This window comes from Scandinavium manionii (assembly GCF_024764775.1).
GTDB lineage: Bacteria > Pseudomonadota > Gammaproteobacteria > Enterobacterales > Enterobacteriaceae > Scandinavium > Scandinavium manionii.
In genome coordinates this window covers 21,025-40,393 of the sequence record NZ_JALIGC010000032.1, presented here as the reverse complement: position 1 = coordinate 40,393, position 19,369 = coordinate 21,025, and the positions used below count along the sequence as shown (strand labels likewise).

General features: G+C 54.3%; 16 protein-coding genes. 10 read left to right on the top strand and 6 right to left on the bottom strand.

Annotation, left to right across the window (positions count from 1 at the left end):
• Positions 1-64: 64 nt before the first annotated feature.
• Positions 65-1,366: a two-component system sensor histidine kinase RstB gene (gene rstB / locus MUU51_RS03280; protein WP_258967099.1), complete on the bottom strand. Its 1,302-nt coding sequence runs from the start codon at positions 1,364-1,366 to the stop codon at positions 65-67.
• Between the two features lie 24 nt (positions 1,367-1,390).
• Positions 1,391-2,110, bottom strand: coding sequence for a two-component system response regulator RstA (rstA, locus tag MUU51_RS03275; RefSeq protein WP_159767954.1), 720 nt, complete (start codon positions 2,108-2,110; stop codon positions 1,391-1,393).
• A gap of 125 nt (positions 2,111-2,235) precedes the next feature.
• Here rstA and MUU51_RS03270 point away from each other — a divergent pair, with 125 nt between their 5' ends.
• Positions 2,236-2,571, top strand: a complete 336-nt coding sequence (locus MUU51_RS03270; protein ID WP_159767957.1) for a GlpM family protein — start codon at positions 2,236-2,238, stop codon at positions 2,569-2,571.
• On the opposite strand, the gene folM is transcribed toward MUU51_RS03270, so the two are convergent.
• The 3 genes from folM to ydgH form a co-directional block, all read right to left on the bottom strand.
• Positions 2,568-3,290, bottom strand: a complete 723-nt coding sequence (gene folM, locus MUU51_RS03265; RefSeq protein ID WP_159767960.1) for a dihydromonapterin reductase — start codon at positions 3,288-3,290, stop codon at positions 2,568-2,570. The two genes, MUU51_RS03270 and folM, sit on opposite strands and share 4 nt — an antisense overlap.
• Before the next feature lie 35 nt (positions 3,291-3,325).
• The gene (locus MUU51_RS03260; protein ID WP_159767963.1) at positions 3,326-4,708 is read right to left on the bottom strand and encodes an amino acid permease; all 1,383 of its coding nucleotides are present in this window, start codon (positions 4,706-4,708) and stop codon (positions 3,326-3,328) included.
• A 177-nt stretch (positions 4,709-4,885) separates the two neighbouring features.
• The gene (ydgH, locus tag MUU51_RS03255) at positions 4,886-5,848 is read right to left on the bottom strand and encodes a DUF1471 family protein YdgH (protein WP_159767966.1); all 963 of its coding nucleotides are present in this window, start codon (positions 5,846-5,848) and stop codon (positions 4,886-4,888) included.
• Between the two features lie 521 nt (positions 5,849-6,369).
• Here ydgH and pntA point away from each other — a divergent pair.
• From pntA to MUU51_RS03215, 8 genes are all read left to right on the top strand, one after another.
• Positions 6,370-7,899: a Re/Si-specific NAD(P)(+) transhydrogenase subunit alpha gene (gene pntA, locus MUU51_RS03250; protein WP_159767969.1), complete on the top strand. Its 1,530-nt coding sequence runs from the start codon at positions 6,370-6,372 to the stop codon at positions 7,897-7,899.
• A 10-nt stretch (positions 7,900-7,909) separates the two neighbouring features.
• Entirely contained in the window at positions 7,910-9,298 is a 1,389-nt protein-coding gene (gene pntB / locus MUU51_RS03245; RefSeq protein WP_159767972.1) for a Re/Si-specific NAD(P)(+) transhydrogenase subunit beta, read from the top strand.
• A gap of 109 nt (positions 9,299-9,407) precedes the next feature.
• Positions 9,408-10,046 carry a leucine efflux protein LeuE gene (leuE, locus tag MUU51_RS03240; RefSeq protein WP_159767975.1) on the top strand — a complete coding sequence of 213 codons (639 nt, stop codon included), beginning with the start codon at positions 9,408-9,410 and terminating at the stop codon, positions 10,044-10,046.
• Positions 10,047-10,122: 76 nt separating this feature from the next.
• Positions 10,123-10,350, top strand: a complete 228-nt coding sequence (locus MUU51_RS03235; protein WP_258967098.1) for a putative hemolysin — start codon at positions 10,123-10,125, stop codon at positions 10,348-10,350.
• A 135-nt stretch (positions 10,351-10,485) separates the two neighbouring features.
• Positions 10,486-11,010, top strand: a complete 525-nt coding sequence (locus tag MUU51_RS03230; RefSeq protein WP_258967097.1) for a YagU family protein — start codon at positions 10,486-10,488, stop codon at positions 11,008-11,010.
• Positions 11,011-11,794: 784 nt separating this feature from the next.
• Positions 11,795-12,070, top strand: a complete 276-nt coding sequence (locus tag MUU51_RS03225) for a metal/formaldehyde-sensitive transcriptional repressor (protein ID WP_159768001.1) — start codon at positions 11,795-11,797, stop codon at positions 12,068-12,070.
• A 23-nt stretch (positions 12,071-12,093) separates the two neighbouring features.
• Positions 12,094-13,212, top strand: coding sequence for an S-(hydroxymethyl)glutathione dehydrogenase/class III alcohol dehydrogenase (locus tag MUU51_RS03220; protein WP_159768004.1), 1,119 nt, complete (start codon positions 12,094-12,096; stop codon positions 13,210-13,212).
• A 158-nt stretch (positions 13,213-13,370) separates the two neighbouring features.
• A complete protein-coding gene (locus MUU51_RS03215) occupies positions 13,371-15,059 on the top strand; it encodes a methyl-accepting chemotaxis protein (RefSeq protein ID WP_159768007.1) in 1,689 nt (562 codons plus the stop codon).
• A gap of 146 nt (positions 15,060-15,205) precedes the next feature.
• On the opposite strand, the gene MUU51_RS03210 is transcribed toward MUU51_RS03215, so the two are convergent.
• On the bottom strand, positions 15,206-17,593 hold the full coding sequence (locus MUU51_RS03210) for a glucose/quinate/shikimate family membrane-bound PQQ-dependent dehydrogenase (protein ID WP_258967096.1): 2,388 nt from the start codon (positions 17,591-17,593) through the stop codon (positions 15,206-15,208).
• 403 nt (positions 17,594-17,996) lie between these two features.
• Between MUU51_RS03210 and MUU51_RS03205 the strand changes: the two genes are divergently transcribed.
• Positions 17,997-19,316, top strand: a complete 1,320-nt coding sequence (locus tag MUU51_RS03205) for an MFS transporter (RefSeq protein ID WP_159768013.1) — start codon at positions 17,997-17,999, stop codon at positions 19,314-19,316.
• Positions 19,317-19,369 lie beyond the last annotated feature (53 nt).

Below are 19,369 nucleotides of genomic sequence, written 5' to 3'. Positions count from 1 at the left end.
TTTAGTTACAACATACTCATTAGTTTTTACTATAAGCCGGGTGGTGGCATTGTGCAATGTTCGCTCAGGCAGGGGCGTTAAGGTTTTGCGAAACGTTCACCGGCCAGCTGAAACAGAAACGCGCGCCGCCAATCGGGCTGGCGTCGCAGCTCACTTCCCCTGACATCGCATGACCAATGGAATGCACGATAGCCAGGCCCAGTCCGCATCCTCCGGTGGCGCGGTCGCGGCTTGGGTCGAGGCGCACAAACGGCTCGAACACACGTTCGCGTTCGTCAGGCGCAATGCCCGGACCATCGTCATCAACCAGCAGTGTCGCGCGTCCGTCGTTCAGCGTCAGGCTAACCTGAATCTGCTGCCGGCTGTAGCGCATCGCATTGTTCACGAGGTTATCCAGTACCCGTTCCATCAGACGCATATCCAGCGCGCCGTAGTGACCCGGCGTCAGTTTCACCAGAGACACATCGCGTTGAGGATTGACGGTCTGAATATCATCGACATGGGCGCTTATCCACGCGGGGAGGTCGGGCGTGGTGAGGATCAGTTCATTCTGCGGGCGGTCGAGGCGCGCGTAGGTCAGCAGTTCGTCGATAAGCGCTTCGAGCTGACCGATATCCCGGTTCAGCGCCTGAGATTCCGCGTCGGTTAAATTCTCGCTCATCTCAAGACGGTAGCGCAGACGCACCAGCGGGGTACGCAGTTCGTGGGCTATCCCGTCGGTGAGCTGTTTTTTACTGGCGATCAGCGTATTGATGTTGTCCGCCATCTGGTTGAACACCACCCCAAGCCGTTCAAAGCTCGACATACTGTCAAAATGAATACGCTCGGTAAGGTGTCCTTCACCAAAGCGCTGGGCTGCGGTTTCCAGACGTAGCATGTCCTGCCAGTGCGGTCGCATCCAGATAAACACAGGGAAGGCCAGCGAGATGGCGATAAACGCCAGCAGGGCGACGTCCAGCAATCGCATTTCATGCAGGTAATAGAGATACGGCACCGGGCCGACGGCCAAAACGTAATGACTGCGCGGAATGCGCTGAATAAAAGTGTACTGATCGTCGAGTGCGACGATATCGCCCCGGCGTAAATGCTCCATCGAGCTTTCTGCCAGCTGGAATTTATTCAATGGCTCAATGCGTAAATCGAAAGAGAGATTGAGATCAAGCTCTTTAAGGGTCTTACTCCAGTCCCGGGGCGGGATTTCACGCAGTTCGCTGCGCATCAGATAAAGCGAACTTTTCATCAGATCGTCGAGGGACTGTCGGCCCGCACGTTCGGCAGTGAATTTATACACCAGCCCGACCAGCATGGTCATCACCAGAAAGCAGACAAACAGCAGCAGGTAAAACTGCACGAACAACTTTTTCATTTCTGGCCCCGGAAGTCCGAAAAATTAGTTATCCCAGGCGTGGGGGGCGAAAAGATAGCCCTTATTACGCACGGTTTTAATACGGTACGGCTCGGTGGCGCTATCGAGCAGCTTTTTACGCAGGCGAGAAATCGCCACGTCCACGCTGCGGTCCATCCCGTCATAGGTCACGCCGCGCAGGTTTTTCAGCAGCGCGTCGCGGTCCATAATTTGCCCCGCATGGGTTGCAAGCTCCCACAGCAGGTCAAAATCGGCGGTCGACAGGGTGACATTCACGCCGCTGAGCAATACCTGGCGATTGACCGGGTCGATAGACAGCGTTCCAAAGCGGATCGCTTTATGCTGCATCAGTCCGGTTGCCGGTTTCTCTCCTGTCGGCTGTGCAACGTGCTGACGCAAGTGCAGACGCAGACGTGCCAAAAGCACCGCAGGCGGGGTGGTTTTGAGGATATAGTCGCTGGCGCCCATTTCCAGAGACAGAATATGGTTCATGTCGCTGTCGAGCGAGGTCAGCAGAACGATCGGGCCTTGCCACTGCGCGCGCAAATCGCGGCAAATGGTCATCCCATCTTTGCCGGGCAGCATGATGTCGAGCAGGACCAGATCGGGTTTTTCACGCAGAACCACTTCTTCAGCGCGGTCACCGCGCGGTTCAACGATAACGTCCATATCATGCTTGCCAAGGTAGGCGGCGATGAGCGATCCGACTTCCGGATCATCTTCCACAAAAACGATCTTATTCATATCAACTGTGCGAGGCGAAAAAAGCTAAAATACACCGCCATTCTGTGGGGTGCTATTAATCTTTCATAAACAATGTAACTTCCGCTATCCTCGACTCATTCATCGGGTGAATTGTAGGCTGGAAGATGGCTTTACTGATAAAAGCGGCGCTGGGTGCGCTGGTGGTGTTATTGATTGGTGTGCTGGCGAAAACGAAAAATTATTATATTGCCGGGCTTATTCCTCTGTTTCCGACGTTCGCCCTGATTGCGCATTATATTATTGCCAGCGAGCGGGGCATCGAGGCGCTGCGCACCACCATCGTGTTTGGTATGTGGTCGATCATTCCCTACTTTTTCTATCTGCTTTCGCTGTGGTATTTCACCGGCTTTCTGCGCCTGCCGTTGGCGCTGGCAGGCGCAGTCGGGTGCTGGAGTCTGAGCGCGTGGCTGTTAATCGCCCTCTGGAGCCGGGTGCATTAACGCAGCGGACGACCGCCGTCGACGCCGAACGACCGTCCGGTGACGTAACAACTGGTCAGCAGATAATCCACCAGGTCGATAATTTCTTTTTCGCCAGGCGCGACTTTCATCAGCGATTTATTCAGCGCCTGCTGGCGATATTCCGCATCATCACTTTCATTAAACAAAATCAACGCCGGGGCGATGGCGTTGACCTTCACTTCCGGCGCCAGCTTGCGGGCAAATGAGCGGGTCATATTGTCGAGCGCGGCTTTACTGGCGGCGTAGGCGATATGCTTGTCGCTGCCTTTTTCCACCACGTAATCGGTGAAATGAATGATATCGCTGGACGCGTGGCCGTGACCGCGCAACAGTGTTTCCAGCGCATGATTCAGTAAGTAGGGCGCATTAACGTGAATTTGCATCATCTGTTGCATCACGTCGCTCAATGAAACGCCGGGCTTTTCGGCCCGCCAGCTACTGGCATTGTGAATGACCGCCCGCAGGCTATTGGTATGGGTTTTCACGGTTTCCGCGAAAGATAAAATGCCGTCATCACTGGAAAAATCGGCTGCGATGCACAACGCACCGGCACGTTCCAGCACACCGATAGCGTCATAGCGCGTGCGGTAGCTGACAATCACCGGCTGCTGTTGATTCAGAAAATGATGGGCAAGGGCGAGGCCGATACGGCGGCCTCCACCGGTAATCAGGACGGGGCGGGAATGACTTTCTCCCATCGTTTTCTCCTTAGGGTCGCGATGGGGTAAGCGCATTACCCCACTAATATCCACGTTGCCGGCACGGCGGCAACCAGTAATAAACCAATCAGCGCCATTTCACGACGCTTAAGCGTGTCACTCAACGAGTGCGTACGGCGAGCATACATAAACACCAGCAGGCCCGGTGCGTACAGCACAACCGACAGCAGCAGGTGCATCGGTCCGGAAGCATACAGTAACCATAAGCCATAAATGCAGGCACCGATACCCACCGCTTTATGTAGCGGACGTGTTGCCATCTTCAGCAGGAACGCGCCGACAAGGAAATACGGCACCAGAATCATCTCTGAGGCGATGGTCAGCAGCGTATTGTAGTCAGAGCCGGTGATCCCAATCAGGATAAGACACACTTGCACACTGATGTTGGTCAACCACAGCGAAGACGACGGCGCGTTATTTTTATTCTGACGGGCAAAAATGCGAGGGAATGCCTTATGCGTCGCTGCCAGATACGGCACTTCGGCCGCCATAATGGTCCAGCTCAGGTACGCGCCACACACGGAGACAATCAGTCCTGCTGCAATTACCACTTCGCCCCAGGAACCCATCAGACGTACCATCAGGCCAGCCATCGACGGATTTCGCATCTCAGCGAGTTCAGGACGCGGTACGACACCCAACGACAGCAGAGTAACCAGCAGATACACGCTTAACGCAGAAAGCACCGCCAGCAGCGTGGCGCGGCCAACATCCTTCTTATTCCGCGCGCGGGCAGAAACCACCACCGCGCCTTCGACGCCGATGAACACCCACAAGGTAATGAGCATCGTGCCTTTAACCTGTTCCCACACTGGCACGCCCAGCGCCACGCCGCTGAAATCCAGACTGAAGGTGTCGCTGCTGAAGGCCATCGCCGCCAGTACGATAAACAGGCCGAGCGGCACCAGCTTCGCCAGCGTAGCCACTACATTAATGCTGGCTGCGGTCTGCACGCCGCGCAGCACCAGGAAATGCACCACCCATAGCAGCACCGAGGCGCCAATCATCGCCTGCCAGGTATTACCGTCGCCAAACAGGCGCAGTTCTGGCGTATCAGTAAAGAAACTCAGGGCTGAAAACACGATGACCAGGTAGGAGACGTTGGCGATTACTGCACAGAGCCAGTAACCCCAGGCGGAGCAGAAGCCAATCAGCTCGCCGAAGCCTTCACGGGCGTAGGTGAAAATGCCGCCATCCAGATCCGGACGAATGCGGGTCAGCAGTAACATGGCGAAAGCGAGGAACAAAATGCCCACGCCGGTAATGGCCCAACCAATAAGCAGTGCGGAAGGGCTGGCCACTTCGGCCATATTCTGCGGCAAACTGAATACGCCTGCACCCAGCATTGAGCTGAGTACCAGGGCCGTCAAGGCACCAAGGCCGAGTTTCTTTTCCATGGGCATCCTGTCGAAGGAAGAATAAAAGCCAGAATATTTATTTGGCTAAAACGCATAAAAATGGAAGATTACGCTACGGCGCGCGATTTTACGGAGAGAGTCGGTGGCATGCAATGGCGTAAGGCAGAAAAAAATAAAAAAGGCAGCCGAGGCTGCCTTATCTGTCTTGAAAAGCAATTACTTATAGAGGTCGGCGCTGATGGTCATATTACCACCACGTTCCTGCCACTGGCGGGTAATGTGGTAGTACTTAGCCCCTTTCTTAGCAGCACGCTTAGCGACCTGATAAGAGATTTCAGTCATGTTGCCGTAGTTACCGGTGAACTGAATATCATCAAACGGTACCATCTGGGCGGCGGTGACTTTGTTCAGCTCTTCAATCTTCGTCCCGTCTGGCAGCGTGACGCTGTAACGTCCACCTTTAGTCGACTGTGTTTCGAAGAACAGACCTACGCCCGCAGCCGAAGCCGAAGTCGAGCCGACGGTGGAGGATGTCGCCACGCCTGGTATTTCAACTTTCTTCGCCGCTTCACCACCTTCCGCTAATGCCGCACGTCCTGCATCAGAATTTGCCGGGATTGCATCCGGGCTCTGAACCACACGCTTCTTCGCATCGGCTTTATAGATGTAGGCGGTGACACGCTGGTTACCGCCGCCGTTGGCATCCACCTGACGAACGATAAAGAACGACGCGGCGCCTTTCTCTTTCGCGGCTTTCGCAATGGCAGAGTTAACGTCAGGCTGGCTGCGGTAAAAACCCTGTACGGTGACGGTGTCGAATGGCTCAATCAGGGCAGCCTGGTCTTTCGGCAGTTCAGTCACGCCATCAATTACGCGGTTTTTAGGTGCGTCGGCTTTAGCGGCATCGTCTTTATATAAGTCTGCGGTAACGCGCCAGTTGCCACTGCTGGAGAAATCGGACGTATCGACGACGTAGAAGGAGGCTGCGCCTGCTTTATCGGCTTTACGGGAAACAGCATCAACGGCGTCACCAATAGCATTAAAACGACCGGTGATAACGATACGATCGTACGGCTTGAGGGCTGCCGCTTGCTCCGGCGTTAACTCGGTTGCTGCACTGGCGGAAAAAGCCGCTGCAGACAGGAGAGCGGACGCCAGGAGGGTGTACTTAAGCTTCATAAAAATAATCCTTCGCCTTGCGCAAACCAGGTACTGGTAGTTGTTAGTGACTAAAACGTCAGAGATTATTGCATTTAAATTGCTTCACTGTCTGCGTGATTTTGCTCATCTTGTGCGACCCTGCTAACAGGGCGCGATAACTTTTCACGATATGTCGTGGAAATGGACGGTTGACCAGAAAAAGCGATAATCATTATGACTTTTATAAGTTAATGCAATGTTAATTTCCGGTAATAACGCCGAGAATAATCATGTTTTACCGCTTCGCTTAAGCGAATTATCAGGCTTGCCAGACAAAATAAGGTAAATATTGCTGCCTGAGACCTGCATAAGTGACTTTTCCCTAATAAAATCACAATTACTGTTTCCTAACGCTAGATCACAACCGCTATTTTCAGTAGCTTATAGAAAGTTTGTTACTGTTTTTTTTCCGGGTGCTCGCCACTTCGCCAGTCCATACGGCCAGGGACGGAACCCGATGAGACAACAAACCATCATTACAATCGATGGAAGGGAAAACTATGCGTATTGCAGTACCTAAAGAGACGCTGGCCCTGGAAACCCGGGCTGCAGCAACGCCGAAAACGGTAGAACAGCTGCTCAAACTCGGTTTTACAGTGGCAGTTGAAAGCGGGGCCGGTAAGCTTGCAAGCTTTGACGATCGTGCTTTTACCGAGGCGGGCGCTGAAGTCGTCAGCACAGAAACCGTCTGGCAGTCTGACATTATTCTAAAAGTGAATGCCCCAACGGACGCGGAAATCGCGCTGCTTAATCCGGGCACCACGCTGATTAGCTTTATTTGGCCGGCACAAAACCCGGAGCTGATGGCAAAATTAGCCGAGCGACAGGTCAACGTGATGGCGATGGATTCCGTGCCGCGTATTTCACGCGCGCAGTCTCTCGATGCCCTGAGTTCGATGGCGAACATCGCGGGTTACCGCGCGATTGTTGAAGCCGCCCACGAGTTTGGCCGCTTCTTCACCGGGCAAATCACCGCCGCAGGTAAAGTGCCACCGGCTAAAGTCATGGTTATCGGTGCGGGTGTTGCGGGTCTGGCCGCCATCGGCGCGGCGAACAGCCTCGGCGCTATCGTGCGTGCTTTTGACACCCGTCCGGAAGTGAAGGAACAGGTCCAGAGTATGGGCGCGGAATTCCTCGAACTGGATTTCGAGGAAGAAGCGGGCAGCGGCGACGGCTATGCCAAAGTAATGTCCGAAGCCTTTATCAAAGCGGAAATGGAACTGTTCGCCGCCCAGGCGAAAGAAGTCGATATTATCGTCACCACCGCACTGATCCCTGGCAAGCCAGCCCCAAAACTGATCACCCGCGAGATGGTGGATTCGATGAATCCAGGCAGCGTGGTGGTTGATCTGGCGGCACAAAACGGTGGCAACTGCGAATATACCGTGCCGGGTGAAGTGTTCACTACCGCCAACGGTGTGAAGGTGATTGGCTATACCGATTTAGCCAGCCGCCTGCCGACCCAGTCCTCACAGCTTTACGGCACCAACCTGGTGAACTTGCTCAAACTGCTGTGCAAAGAAAAAGACGGCAACATCAACATTGATTTTGACGACGTGGTTATTCGCGGCGTGACCGTGGTTCGCGAAGGTGAAGTCACCTGGCCTGCGCCACCGATTCAGGTTTCTGCTCAGCCGAAAGCGGCAGCAAAAGTTGAAGCGGCACCTGCGGAACCGGAAAAACCGGCATCGCCGTGGCGCAAATACGCGCTGATGGCGCTGGCGATTATTCTGTTTGGCTGGCTCGCAGACGTTGCACCAAAAGAGTTCCTCGGCCACTTCACCGTGTTCGCGCTCTCCTGCGTGGTCGGTTATTACGTTGTGTGGAACGTGTCTCATGCGCTGCACACGCCGCTGATGTCGGTCACGAACGCCATTTCCGGAATCATCGTGGTGGGTGCGTTGCTGCAAATTGGCCACGGTGGCTGGGTCAGTTTCCTCAGCTTTATTGCCGTGCTGATTGCCAGCATCAATATTTTCGGTGGTTTCACCGTGACTCAGCGCATGCTGAAAATGTTCCGCAAAGGGTAAGGGGTAGCACATGTCTGGAGGATTAGTTACAGCTGCATACATTGTTGCCGCGATCCTGTTTATTTTTAGTCTGGCAGGGCTTTCGAAACACGAAACGTCACAGCAGGGCAACTATTACGGCATCGCCGGGATGGCCATTGCGCTGATTGCCACCATCTTTGGGCCGGAAACGGGCAACGTGGCGTGGATTTTAGTCGCGATGATTATCGGCGGGGCGATCGGTATTCGTCTGGCAAAACGGGTCGAAATGACTGAAATGCCAGAGCTGGTGGCGGTGCTGCACAGCTTTGTGGGCCTGGCTGCGGTACTGGTCGGCTTTAACAGCTACCTGTACCACGAACCGGGCCTTGAGCCGATCCTGGTCAATATTCACCTGACCGAAGTGTTCCTTGGCATCTTTATTGGTGCGGTGACCTTCACCGGTTCCATCGTTGCATTCGGTAAACTGCGCGGCAAAATTTCGTCCAAGCCGCTGATGCTACCGAACCGTCATAAAATGAACCTGGCCGCGCTGGTGGTTTCATTCCTGATGCTGGTGGTATTTGTTCGTACCGAAAGCGTTGGCCTGCAGGTACTGGCCCTGCTCATCATGACCGTTATCGCGCTGGCCTTTGGCTGGCACCTGGTGGCGTCCATCGGTGGGGCTGACATGCCGGTTGTGGTGTCGATGCTGAACTCCTATTCCGGTTGGGCGGCTGCGGCTGCGGGCTTCATGCTCAGCAACGATCTGCTGATCGTTACCGGTGCGTTGGTCGGTTCTTCTGGTGCGATCCTGTCTTATATCATGTGTAAAGCGATGAACCGTTCGTTCTTCAGCGTTATTGCAGGCGGCTTCGGCACCGACGGTTCGTCTACCGGGGCTGACGACGAAGTGGGTGAACACCGCGAAATCAGCGCGGAAGACACCGCTGAGATGCTGAAAAACTCGCAGACGGTCATCATCACCCCAGGCTACGGCATGGCGGTGGCGCAGGCGCAGTATCCGGTGGCTGAAATCACTGAAAGACTGCGCGCGCGCGGTATCAAAGTGCGTTTCGGTATTCACCCTGTGGCGGGCCGTTTGCCGGGGCACATGAACGTACTGCTGGCTGAAGCGAAAGTGCCGTATGACATCGTGCTGGAAATGGACGAAATCAATGACGATTTCCGCGACACCGATACCGTGCTGGTCATTGGCGCCAACGACACCGTTAACCCGGCGGCGCTGGACGATCCGAAGAGCCCGATTGCCGGAATGCCAGTGCTGGAAGTGTGGAAAGCGCAGAACGTAATTGTCTTCAAACGTTCGATGAATACCGGCTACGCTGGCGTGCAAAACCCGCTGTTCTTCAAAGAGAACACCCACATGTTGTTTGGCGATGCAAAAGCCAGCGTGGATGCGATCCTCAAAGCGCTGTAATTACCTGATATAAATCTGTGCTTAAAGCCGTCTTCCGGTAAAAGGAAGGCGGCTTTTTTGTTATGATGGCCGTCACATTTTGAATCAGCAGCAGTGAAGGGAGAGCAGCGTGTTTGCGGATTTTGGCGTACTGAATTACTGGACTTACCTGGTCGGCGCGATATTTATCATTCTGGTGCCGGGGCCTAATACCTTTTTTGTGCTCAAAACCGGGGCCGCATATGGTATCCGCACTGGCTATCTGGCCGCGCTGGCGGTGTTTATCGGCGATGCGGTGCTGATGTTCCTCTCCTGGGCGGGGGTCGCCACGCTGATTAAAACCACGCCGGTGCTGTTTAACATTGTCCGTTATCTGGGCGCACTGTATCTGCTATATCTCGGGCTTAAAATGCTGTGGGCAGTTATCAAACAGAAAGGTGGCGAGCACATGCACACCGCTGACCAGCGCAGCACTATTTTCAAACGCGCGCTGACGCTGAGCCTGACCAACCCGAAAGCGATTCTGTTCTACGTCTCATTCTTCGTTCAGTTCATTGACGTGAACTCCACCACGCCGGGTCTGGCATTCCTGATCCTCGGCGTCACGCTGGAAATCGTCAGCTTCACCTATCTCAGCTTCCTGATTGTCTCCGGTTCGCTGGTGACCCGTTTCGTTGGCAGCCGTAAAAAGCTGGTGAAGCTCGGCAATAGTCTGATTGGCCTGGTGTTCGTCGGATTTGCCGCACGACTGGCATCATTACAGTCTTAATATTTCCCTCGCTCCTGTGAGGTTTTTGCTTTTTGCGGGTGGGTTGGTTAGCATTCCGCTTCAAAAGGGGAAACTGATGAAAAAAGCAATCTTAGCCATATCTGTAGTGCTTATCGCTGGATGTTCATCTACTTCTGAACAAAATCCAGCACCCGGCCTCTCGAATCCTGCATCTATTTACTGCATTAAACAGGGCGGCAAACTGAGTATTGTTAACTCTGGCAATGGCGAAGTTGGCTACTGCAATCTGCCTAATAAAGAGCGGGTAGAGGAGTGGGAGCTATATCGCCGAATGGGACATTGACATTATTTTACTTAACGGATTGTTTATAAATAAACAGTCCATTTGCACGCGACTTGAAAATCCAGCATTTAAAGCTAAATTTAGGTTGTGATTTTGTTGCATCTTTGCGGCGAATTTAACCTCAGGGAGCGTGTTATGGATTTTTTAAAGAGAACCAAAGCTGAAGCGCGAAACTATGGCGTCGCATTATGGGCCGGTTTTTTAGGTGGAAACTTATCGAGTTTCGTAAAGTGGGGGACAGAAAATCCTATGCCTCCCCGTACTGCAGACAGAGCTATCCCACCGGCAGAAATGCTTCAGGACGTTGGATTTCAGGTGAATGAAATGATCTATCACTATTCCGGTCACGTCGTGAACTGGGGAGTGGCAGGTATCCATCATATGTTCTCTATCGGTTTTGCTATGTTTTATTGCCTCGTTGCAGAAGTATTCCCGGCAATTAAATTATGGCAGGGCGCTGCTTTTGCCATACTCGTTACCATTGGGTTTCATGGTGTTATGTTGCCAATATTTCATTGGGCTCCGCCATTATGGCAATTGCCTTTTGATGAGCTTCTCTCGGAGACGCTCGGGCATATCCTTTGGATGTGGGCAATTGAGATTGTTCGACGTGACATCCGTAATCGAATAACGAAAAAACCAGACCCCGAGTTTCAGTGATTAGCTGTTAATCACCGTAATAGTTATGAGATCATTCTATAAGGGCTCGCTTTGGCGAGCCTTTTTTATGAATTTTTTGATGCAGGCACCCAATTCCCGCGCCGCTATTGGGTTGTGTATGCTGAACGGGAGTCCGCGGTTGATAAATCGCGTCGGTAGCTGGCATTCAATGAAGCGCTTTTTTCTTGAGTCACTTCATAATACCACCAATAACCTTGCACTTTAGGAGGATACTTGTAGACGAGTGATGCCCAAAAATCCAAAAATAAATGATAAGAAGATTGAATTTGGTGAGTGTATGAACTGGATGTATTACCTCGGGCATTGGTGGCGGATTGTGAAGTTTGAAGAGAACAGTGTATTCATCCTTTTTCCAGAATTCGGAGCGTCCTCTCTGATGGTCTCAGAGTTGACGCTGCGCGATATTATGAAGTCCTACTGGGGTTTTAAATCTTCGCTTGTTTAAGGTCGGAAAAAGCATATTTCACCCAATCCACTCTTTGACGCTATCACGATAACCGTGCAGGCCTGATAGCAAGCCGTCAGGGAGTGGGCTCTTCGTCATAAATGACCTATCGCAGACTCAATTTCATCTGTATTTATCAGGAAGTATTGCGGCCAAAATCGCTTTCAGGGGCAATTTTGGGGCGATAAAAGGCCTGGTTATGTCTGATAGTGTCTTTTGCCTGTTTTTGTCAACCGACTGATAAGCATGAAAAAGTTAATGTATACAGGCAAATGCTAAAAAAGCTACTATACTCCTCTATAGTATTTAGGGGGGCCTATGCCGCATTCACCTGAAGATAAAAAGCGCGCTTTGACGCGCGTGCGTCGTATTCGTGGTCAGGTCGATGCACTTGAGCGGGCGCTGGAGTCCGGCGAGCCGTGCCTGAGCATCCTGCAACAGATTGCTGCCGTGCGCGGGGCCGCCAACGGCCTGATGGGCGAAATGATCGAAATGCATCTTAAAGACGAGCTGGTGACGGGCGAAACCACCGTCGATCAGCGCGCGGCTCGCATGGCGGAAGTTGGTCATCTGCTACGATCGTATTTAAAATAACTGACAACAAGGTAAGAGACGGAATGAAATCACGTGCTGCAGTTGCGTTTGGTCCAGGCCAGCCGCTAAAAATTGTCGAAATTGACGTGGCGCCGCCGAAGAAGGGCGAAGTACTGGTCAAAATTACCCATACCGGCGTGTGCCACACTGATGCGTTCACGCTGTCGGGTGATGATCCGGAAGGCGTCTTCCCGGCGGTACTCGGGCATGAAGGCGGCGGCGTAGTGGTTGAAGTCGGTGAAGGCGTAAGTAGCCTGAAGGCGGGCGACCACGTTATCCCGCTGTACACAGCGGAATGTCGCGAGTGTAAGTTCTGTAAATCCGGTAAAACCAACCTTTGTCAGGCGGTCCGCGCCACGCAGGGTAAAGGCCTGATGCCAGACGGTACCACTCGTTTCTCTTATAACGGCGAGCCGATTTACCACTACATGGGCACCAGCACCTTCAGCGAATACACGGTAGTGGCTGAAATCTCCCTGGCGAAAGTTAACCCGCAGGCACCACTGGATAAAGTCTGTCTGCTAGGCTGCGGCGTGACCACCGGTATTGGCGCGGTGCATAACACGGCGAAAGTGAAAGAAGGTGACACCGTGGCGGTATTTGGCCTCGGCGGTATCGGTCTGGCGGTCATTCAGGGCGCAGTTCAGGCAAAGGCCGGGCGCATCATTGCGGTCGACACCAACCCGGAAAAATTCAAACTAGCCGGTGAAATGGGCGCGACCGATTTCATCAACCCGAATGACAGTGATAAGCCAGTGCAGGACGTTATCGTCGAACTGACCGACGGTGGCGTAGATTTCAGCTTCGAGTGCATCGGCAACGTGAACGTGATGCGTGCGGCGCTGGAATGCTGCCACAAAGGTTGGGGTGAAAGCGTGATTATCGGCGTGGCGGGTGCAGGTCAGGAAATCAAAACCCGTCCGTTCCAGCTGGTGACCGGTCGCGTGTGGCGCGGTTCGGCGTTTGGCGGCGTGAAAGGGCGCACCCAACTGCCGGGCATGGTTGAAGATGCGATGGTCGGTAAAATTAACCTCGACCCGTTCATTACCCACCGTATGCCGCTGGACCAGATCAACGAAGCGTTTGATCTGATGCACGAAGGCAAGTCAATCCGCACTGTTATCCATTTCGGCGACAACTGATGCGCAGGCCAGCGGAGCCATTCCGCTGGCTTTACCCCGCGTAATCTCCAAAGTGTGATCGATGTAGCGCTTTTACCTGTAAGCAATCTCCCCGCCAGGCCGATGACAATCTAACGGGCGTTTTGGTACGCCTCTTACAATAAGAGAGTCGATAAGCCATGGACAAATCAGCCGCAGGGCAAAAGTCGCAAACAGTCAGTTTTTTACATCACATCCGTCTCGTTCCACTGTTCTCCTCAATTCTGGGCGGCATCCTGCTGCTGTTCGCATTAAGCTCGGGCCTGGCGGGCTATTTCCTGTTGCAGGCTGACCGCGACCAGAACGACGTCACGCAAGAGTTAGAAGTCCGAATGGGGCTCTCGAACAGCTCGAACCACCTGCGTACCGCGCGTATCAACCTGATCCACGCCGGGGCCGCCAGCCGTATTGCCGAAATGGATGATATGAAGCGCAATATTTCCGAGGCTGAACTGCGGATCAAACAGTCGCAGGAAGGGTTTAAGCAGTACGTGAACCGTGACGTAAAAACCCCTGCGGACGAAGCACTGGATGGCGAAATCAATGCGCGTTACAACGCTTATATCGACGGCATGAAGCCGATGCTGAAATATGCCAAAAACGGCATGTTTGAAGCGATCATTAATCATGAAAACGAGCACGCTCGCCTGCTGGATTCGGCCTATAACGATGTGCTGTTGAAAGCGATTAAAATCCGTAGCGACCGCGCGCGTCATCTCTCTGAATCGGCCCACAGCCGCACCCAGCTCGGCCTGGCCTTTATGGTCGGCGCGTTTGTCCTGGCGCTGGTGTTGACGCTGCTGACCTTCGTTGCGCTGCGCCGTACCGTTATCAACCCGCTTCGCCGCGCGTTGCATCGTATCGAGCAGATTGCCGATGGCGATTTAACTCTGGCGGATGAAGCCTCCGGACGGAGTGAAATCGGCAAGCTGAGCCATGATTTGCAGAAAATGCAGCACGCGCTGTCGCAAACGGTCGGTACCGTACGTCAAGGTGCCGAGGAAATTTACCGCGGTACCAGCGAAATTTCGGCGGGCAATACCGATCTCTCGTCCCGCACTGAGCAGCAGGCAGCGGCGATTGAGGAAACGGCAGCCAGCATGGAACAGCTGACCGCCACGGTGAAACAGAACGCCGACAACGCACATCACGCTACCAAACTAGCGGAAGATGCCTCCGGGAAAGCCACTCGCGGTGGGCAGATTGTGTCGGGGGTGGTGTCGACGATGGGTAACATCTCCAGCAGCTCGAAGAAAATTTCTGAAATTACCGCAGTAATTAACAGCATCGCGTTCCAGACCAATATTCTGGCGCTGAACGCAGCGGTTGAAGCCGCGCGCGCCGGGGAACAAGGGCGTGGATTTGCCGTGGTGGCGAGCGAAGTGCGAACTCTGGCGAGCCGCAGCGCGCAGGCGGCGAAAGAGATAGAAGGGCTGATCAGTGAATCGGTCACGCTGATCGAGCGTGGGTCCGGCGAAGTGGTTGCGGCGGGCAGCACCATGAGTGAAATCGTGGATGCGGTGAAGCGCGTGACCGACATTATGCTGGAAATTGCGGCGGCATCTGACGAACAGAGTCGCGGTATTTTGCAGGTCAGCCAGGCGATCACCGAAATGGATAACGTCACCCAACAGAACGCCTCGCTGGTGGAAGAAGCGTCTGCGGCGGCAGGATCGCTGGAAGAGCAGGCCGCTCGTTTGACCGAAGCCGTGGGTGCGTTTCGTTTGCAGCAGGGCGGTTCGGTTCGCCAGCCGAAACCTTCTTCCGGCGCGACTTATGTCGCACAACGTCCAGCGTTGGCGAGCGGGGATAACTGGGAAACGTTTTGACTGAGGGAAACGCCCGGTGACGCTTCGCTTATCGGGCCTACATTCGAATTTGATATCACCGCAGGCCTGGCAAGCCTGCGCCGCCGGGCACAACAACAAACATAAAAAAGGGACCTTTCGGTCCCTTTGCCGTTACTGCGAGAAGATTACTGCTTATCTGGCAGCGCGTAGGCGATAATGTAATCGCCACGGTCCGGAGACTGACGGGCGCCGCCTGCGTTAATGATGATGTACTGCTTCCCGGTTTTCGGTGATACGTAGGTCATCGGGCCGGACTGGCTGCCGACCGGCAGGCGGGATTTCCAGATTTCTTTCCCGTTTGCTGTATCGAACGCGCGCAGGTAGAAATCTTGCGTGCCCGCGAAGAACAGCAGACCAGACTGCGTGGACAGCGAAGCGCCCAGCGTCGGCATCCCAATCGGGATCGGCAGGTGCATACGAATGCCCAGCGGACCGGTGTCTTCTACCGTACCGACCGGAACTTGCCACACCAGCTTGCCACTTTTCAGGTCAACGGCGGACATGGTGCCGAATGGGGGTTTCTGGCACGGAATGCCGAGCGGAGACAGGAAGCGTTCACGCATCGCGCCGAAAGGCGTACCGTCCATCGGCACAATACCCATCTCGATGCCGCTGGCATTTTTCGCTACCTTGGCGCGCGGAACCATATAGTTCGCCAGGCCCAGACGCATATCGTTCACGAACATCAGGCTGTTATTCGGGTCAACCGACACGCTGCCCCAGTTCATACCGCCGAGCGATCCCGGGAACTGCAGGGAACGATCGAGGCCTGGTGGGGTGAACACGCCCTGATGACGCATCTCTTTAAACTGAATGCGGCACAGCAGCAGGTCAATTGGCGTTGCACCCCACATGTCGGACTCTTTCAGGGTTTGATTGCCGATCATCGGCATCCCTACAGAGTACGGCTGCGTTGGGGAATAACGCTCACCTTTGATGTCGCCCGCAGGCACCGGACGCTCTTCCACTTTGGCGACAGGTTTACCGGTCGCGCGGTTGAGCATAAAGATCATGCCCTGTTTGGAGGTTTGCACCAGCACCGGCGTCGTGCCGCCTTTACCGTCCGGCAAATCGTACAGCAGCGGCTGCGACGGCAGGTCAAAGTCCCAAAGGTCGTGATGGGTGGTTTGATAATGCCAACGCACCTGGCCCGTAGTTGCATCAACGGCGACGATAGACGAGCTGTATTTGTCGTCCAGAGCCGTGCGATGACCGCCGAAGAAATCAGGGGTTGCGTTGCCGGTCGGCAGATAAATCAGGTTCAGCTTCGCGTCATAAGACATTGCTGACCAGACGTTTGGGGTTCCGCGGGTATAGGTTGTGCCTTCTGGCGGAACGCTGGTCAGATTCGGATTACCCGGATCCCACGCCCACGCCAGTTTGCCAGTGTGAACGTCATACGCGCGCACCACGCCCGGCGGTTCACCCGTCGAGAAGTTATCCGCGACGCGACCGCCGACCACAACCACATTTCCAGCCACCAATGGGGTCGAGGTTTGCTGGTAGTAGCCAGGCTTGATTTCGCCCATGCCAACGCTCAAATCCACCACGCCGTGGGTGCCAAAGTCTTCACAAACTTTGCCGGTGTCAGCGTTAATGGCAATCAGACGGGCGTCAGTGGTCGGCAAGAACAGGCGACGCGGGCAGGCAGCGGGCTGCGAATCTGCTGTCGGTGTTGCGTTAGCCACAGGCGTTTCAGCTGCCTGGTCGTAATAGCCGAGACCACGGCACCGCTGCCAGTTTGGCGCAGTGGCCTTTGAATCATAGCGCCACTTCTCTTTGCCGGAATCAACGTCCAGCGCCAGAACTTTGCTGTAAGGCGTGCAGACAAACAGCGTGTCACCCACTTGCAGCGGTGTATTCTGATCTTCCGCGCCGGAACCATTGCTCAGCGGAATGTCTCCGGTATGTGCGGTCCACGCGACCTGAAGCTGGCTGACGTTTTGCTTATTGATTTGATCAAGGGCGGCAAAGCGGTCGCCGTGGGTGGTATTGCCCCAGTGCTCCCAATTTTTTTGCGCTTCGCCCGCTGCGACCGGTTTCACCGGAACGGGTTCGTCGGCGGTGACCAGCGTTTGTGGGCGGAACATGCCGCCTGCGCTGGCCAGTAAAATAACCACCAGCACCGCGGCAATGCCAAAGGCCGGGGCTTTACCCGTGGCGGTCTGTTGGCCGAGGAAAGGCCAGAGCAGGGTAGCCAGCAGTGCCAGCACGCCGAAGGTGAACAGTCGTGAGAACAGCGGCCAGAACTCCCAGCCTGCATCGCTAATCGCCCAGACACTCGAGGCAATGAATAACACCGCATAAAGCACAAGACCGCTGCGACGATTTTTAGCGATAAGCCAGGCTGAAATCAGTATCACGATACCGGCGATGACGAAGTACCAGCTCCCGCCTACGCTCGCGAGTTTGGCGCCGAGGCCACCCACGGCGAGGCCGATCACGGCCATCAGCACCACTAAAAGCCACTGCAGGATCTGAGGTAATCCGCGTGGCGAACTGCCAGTTGTCATTTCTGTCTCCTTAACGACACACATACGTGCAGGTTATGAACCATACGTAACGCTTGAACACGAATGGGTTTTTGAATGAAGCGATAAATACCTTCAGAGAGGCGCAATAGTCACCTTTATGAATTTCATATGAACCATTTGGTGAATTGCGAGCATGATAGATCTGTTAAATTGCATTGCGCAATTGTTAATAAATAATATCGCATTATTTGCGCAGCAGAGGCGGGGCCAAAACGAGGGCCGCCGATGAAAATTCTGTAGGGTCTAAACTGTGATCGGGACTGATAATTTCAATGCTGGCGCCGATCGACATCACAATTCACGCTGTGAGCGTTGGGTGTATTTTGCTCATCATGATTAAAACTATATCTATAATAGAAACAAACAGAGGCAATGATGAACGATGAACAGAACAGAAACGTTGCAGGCGGTATCGCCCGCCGCTGAGATCCCAGCGGCGCGTAAGCTGCGCAAGGTGCTACTCGCCACCGGTGTGGGGCATTTCGTTGAATGGTTCGATTTCGGATTGTACGGTACGCTGGCGGCGATTATCGGTATGCAGTTTTTCCACGCCGACAGTCCGGGCGTGGCGCTGCTGTCATCGTTCGCGGTTTTTGGTGCCGGGTTTATCATGCGCCCGCTAGGTGGGTTGTATTTCGGCTCGCTAGGTGACCGGGTGGGGCGGCAGAAAGTACTGGCTACGGTGATTTTGCTGACCTCTGGCGCGACGTTTGTTATGGGCTTGTTGCCCACTTTCCATCAGATTGGCGTCACGGCGACGGTGCTGTTGGTCATTACCCGTTTGGTTCAGGGTTTTGCCGCTGGCGGTGAAAGCTCTGGCGCCACCACCTATCTGGCGGAATACGCTCCGAACGATCGGCGCGGCTATTTTACCTGCTGGATAGATAACTTTGGCTTTATGGCTTTTGTCGCTGGCTCGGGGCTGGTGTTTATCCTCACGGCGTCGTTGGGTGAAACCGCGATGAACGACTGGGGCTGGCGGATCCCGTTCCTGGTGGCCGGGCCGCTCGGCTGGGTGGGGCTGTATCTGCGCCAGCATCTGGAAGATTCACCGGAATTTAAGGCCGTAGCACAAAGCGGTAAAACCGAAAGCAAGCCGCTGCGCGCTGCGGTGACGAAAGCCTGGGGCGCGCTGCTGTTTTGCGTAGGATTCGTGGTGCTCAAAGCGGTCGGACACTGGACGTTGCAAACCTTTATGCCGGGCTATCTCTCCACCGAACTGCATTTCTCAAAGCTCAACGCTTACGCCATCACCACCATCGGCCTGTTTGGCATTGCGGTTCTGGTGCCATTTATGGGCTGGCTGTCGGATAAATATGGCCGCAAGCCGCTGATGCTGGCCGGATGCGCCGGGTTTATTCTGTTCAGCTATCCGGCGATGATGGTGATGGCGCAGGGGAACATGCTGTCGGCGGTGTTGGCGATGTTGCTGCTCGGGGCGTTTATTGCCGCGTTTGACGGGGCGTGCAGTGCGGCCATGGCTGAGCTGTTCCCGACCAGCGTGCGCTATGGCGGCTTGTCCATCGCCTATAACTTTGCGGTGGCGTTCTTTGGCGGCATCACGCCGTGGTTCTCGGTATGGCTGATTGGGGCCACTGGCGATCGGTTTTCCCCGGCGTATTACGTGATGGGGGCGGCATTGATCACCTTCCTTACAGTGCTGAAAGCCAAAGAAACCGCAGGAAAACCGCTTAAAAGATGAGGTTTATATTCACGCAAGTGTTGTTTCTGGTCAAAAAACAATCAGAGCCAGAT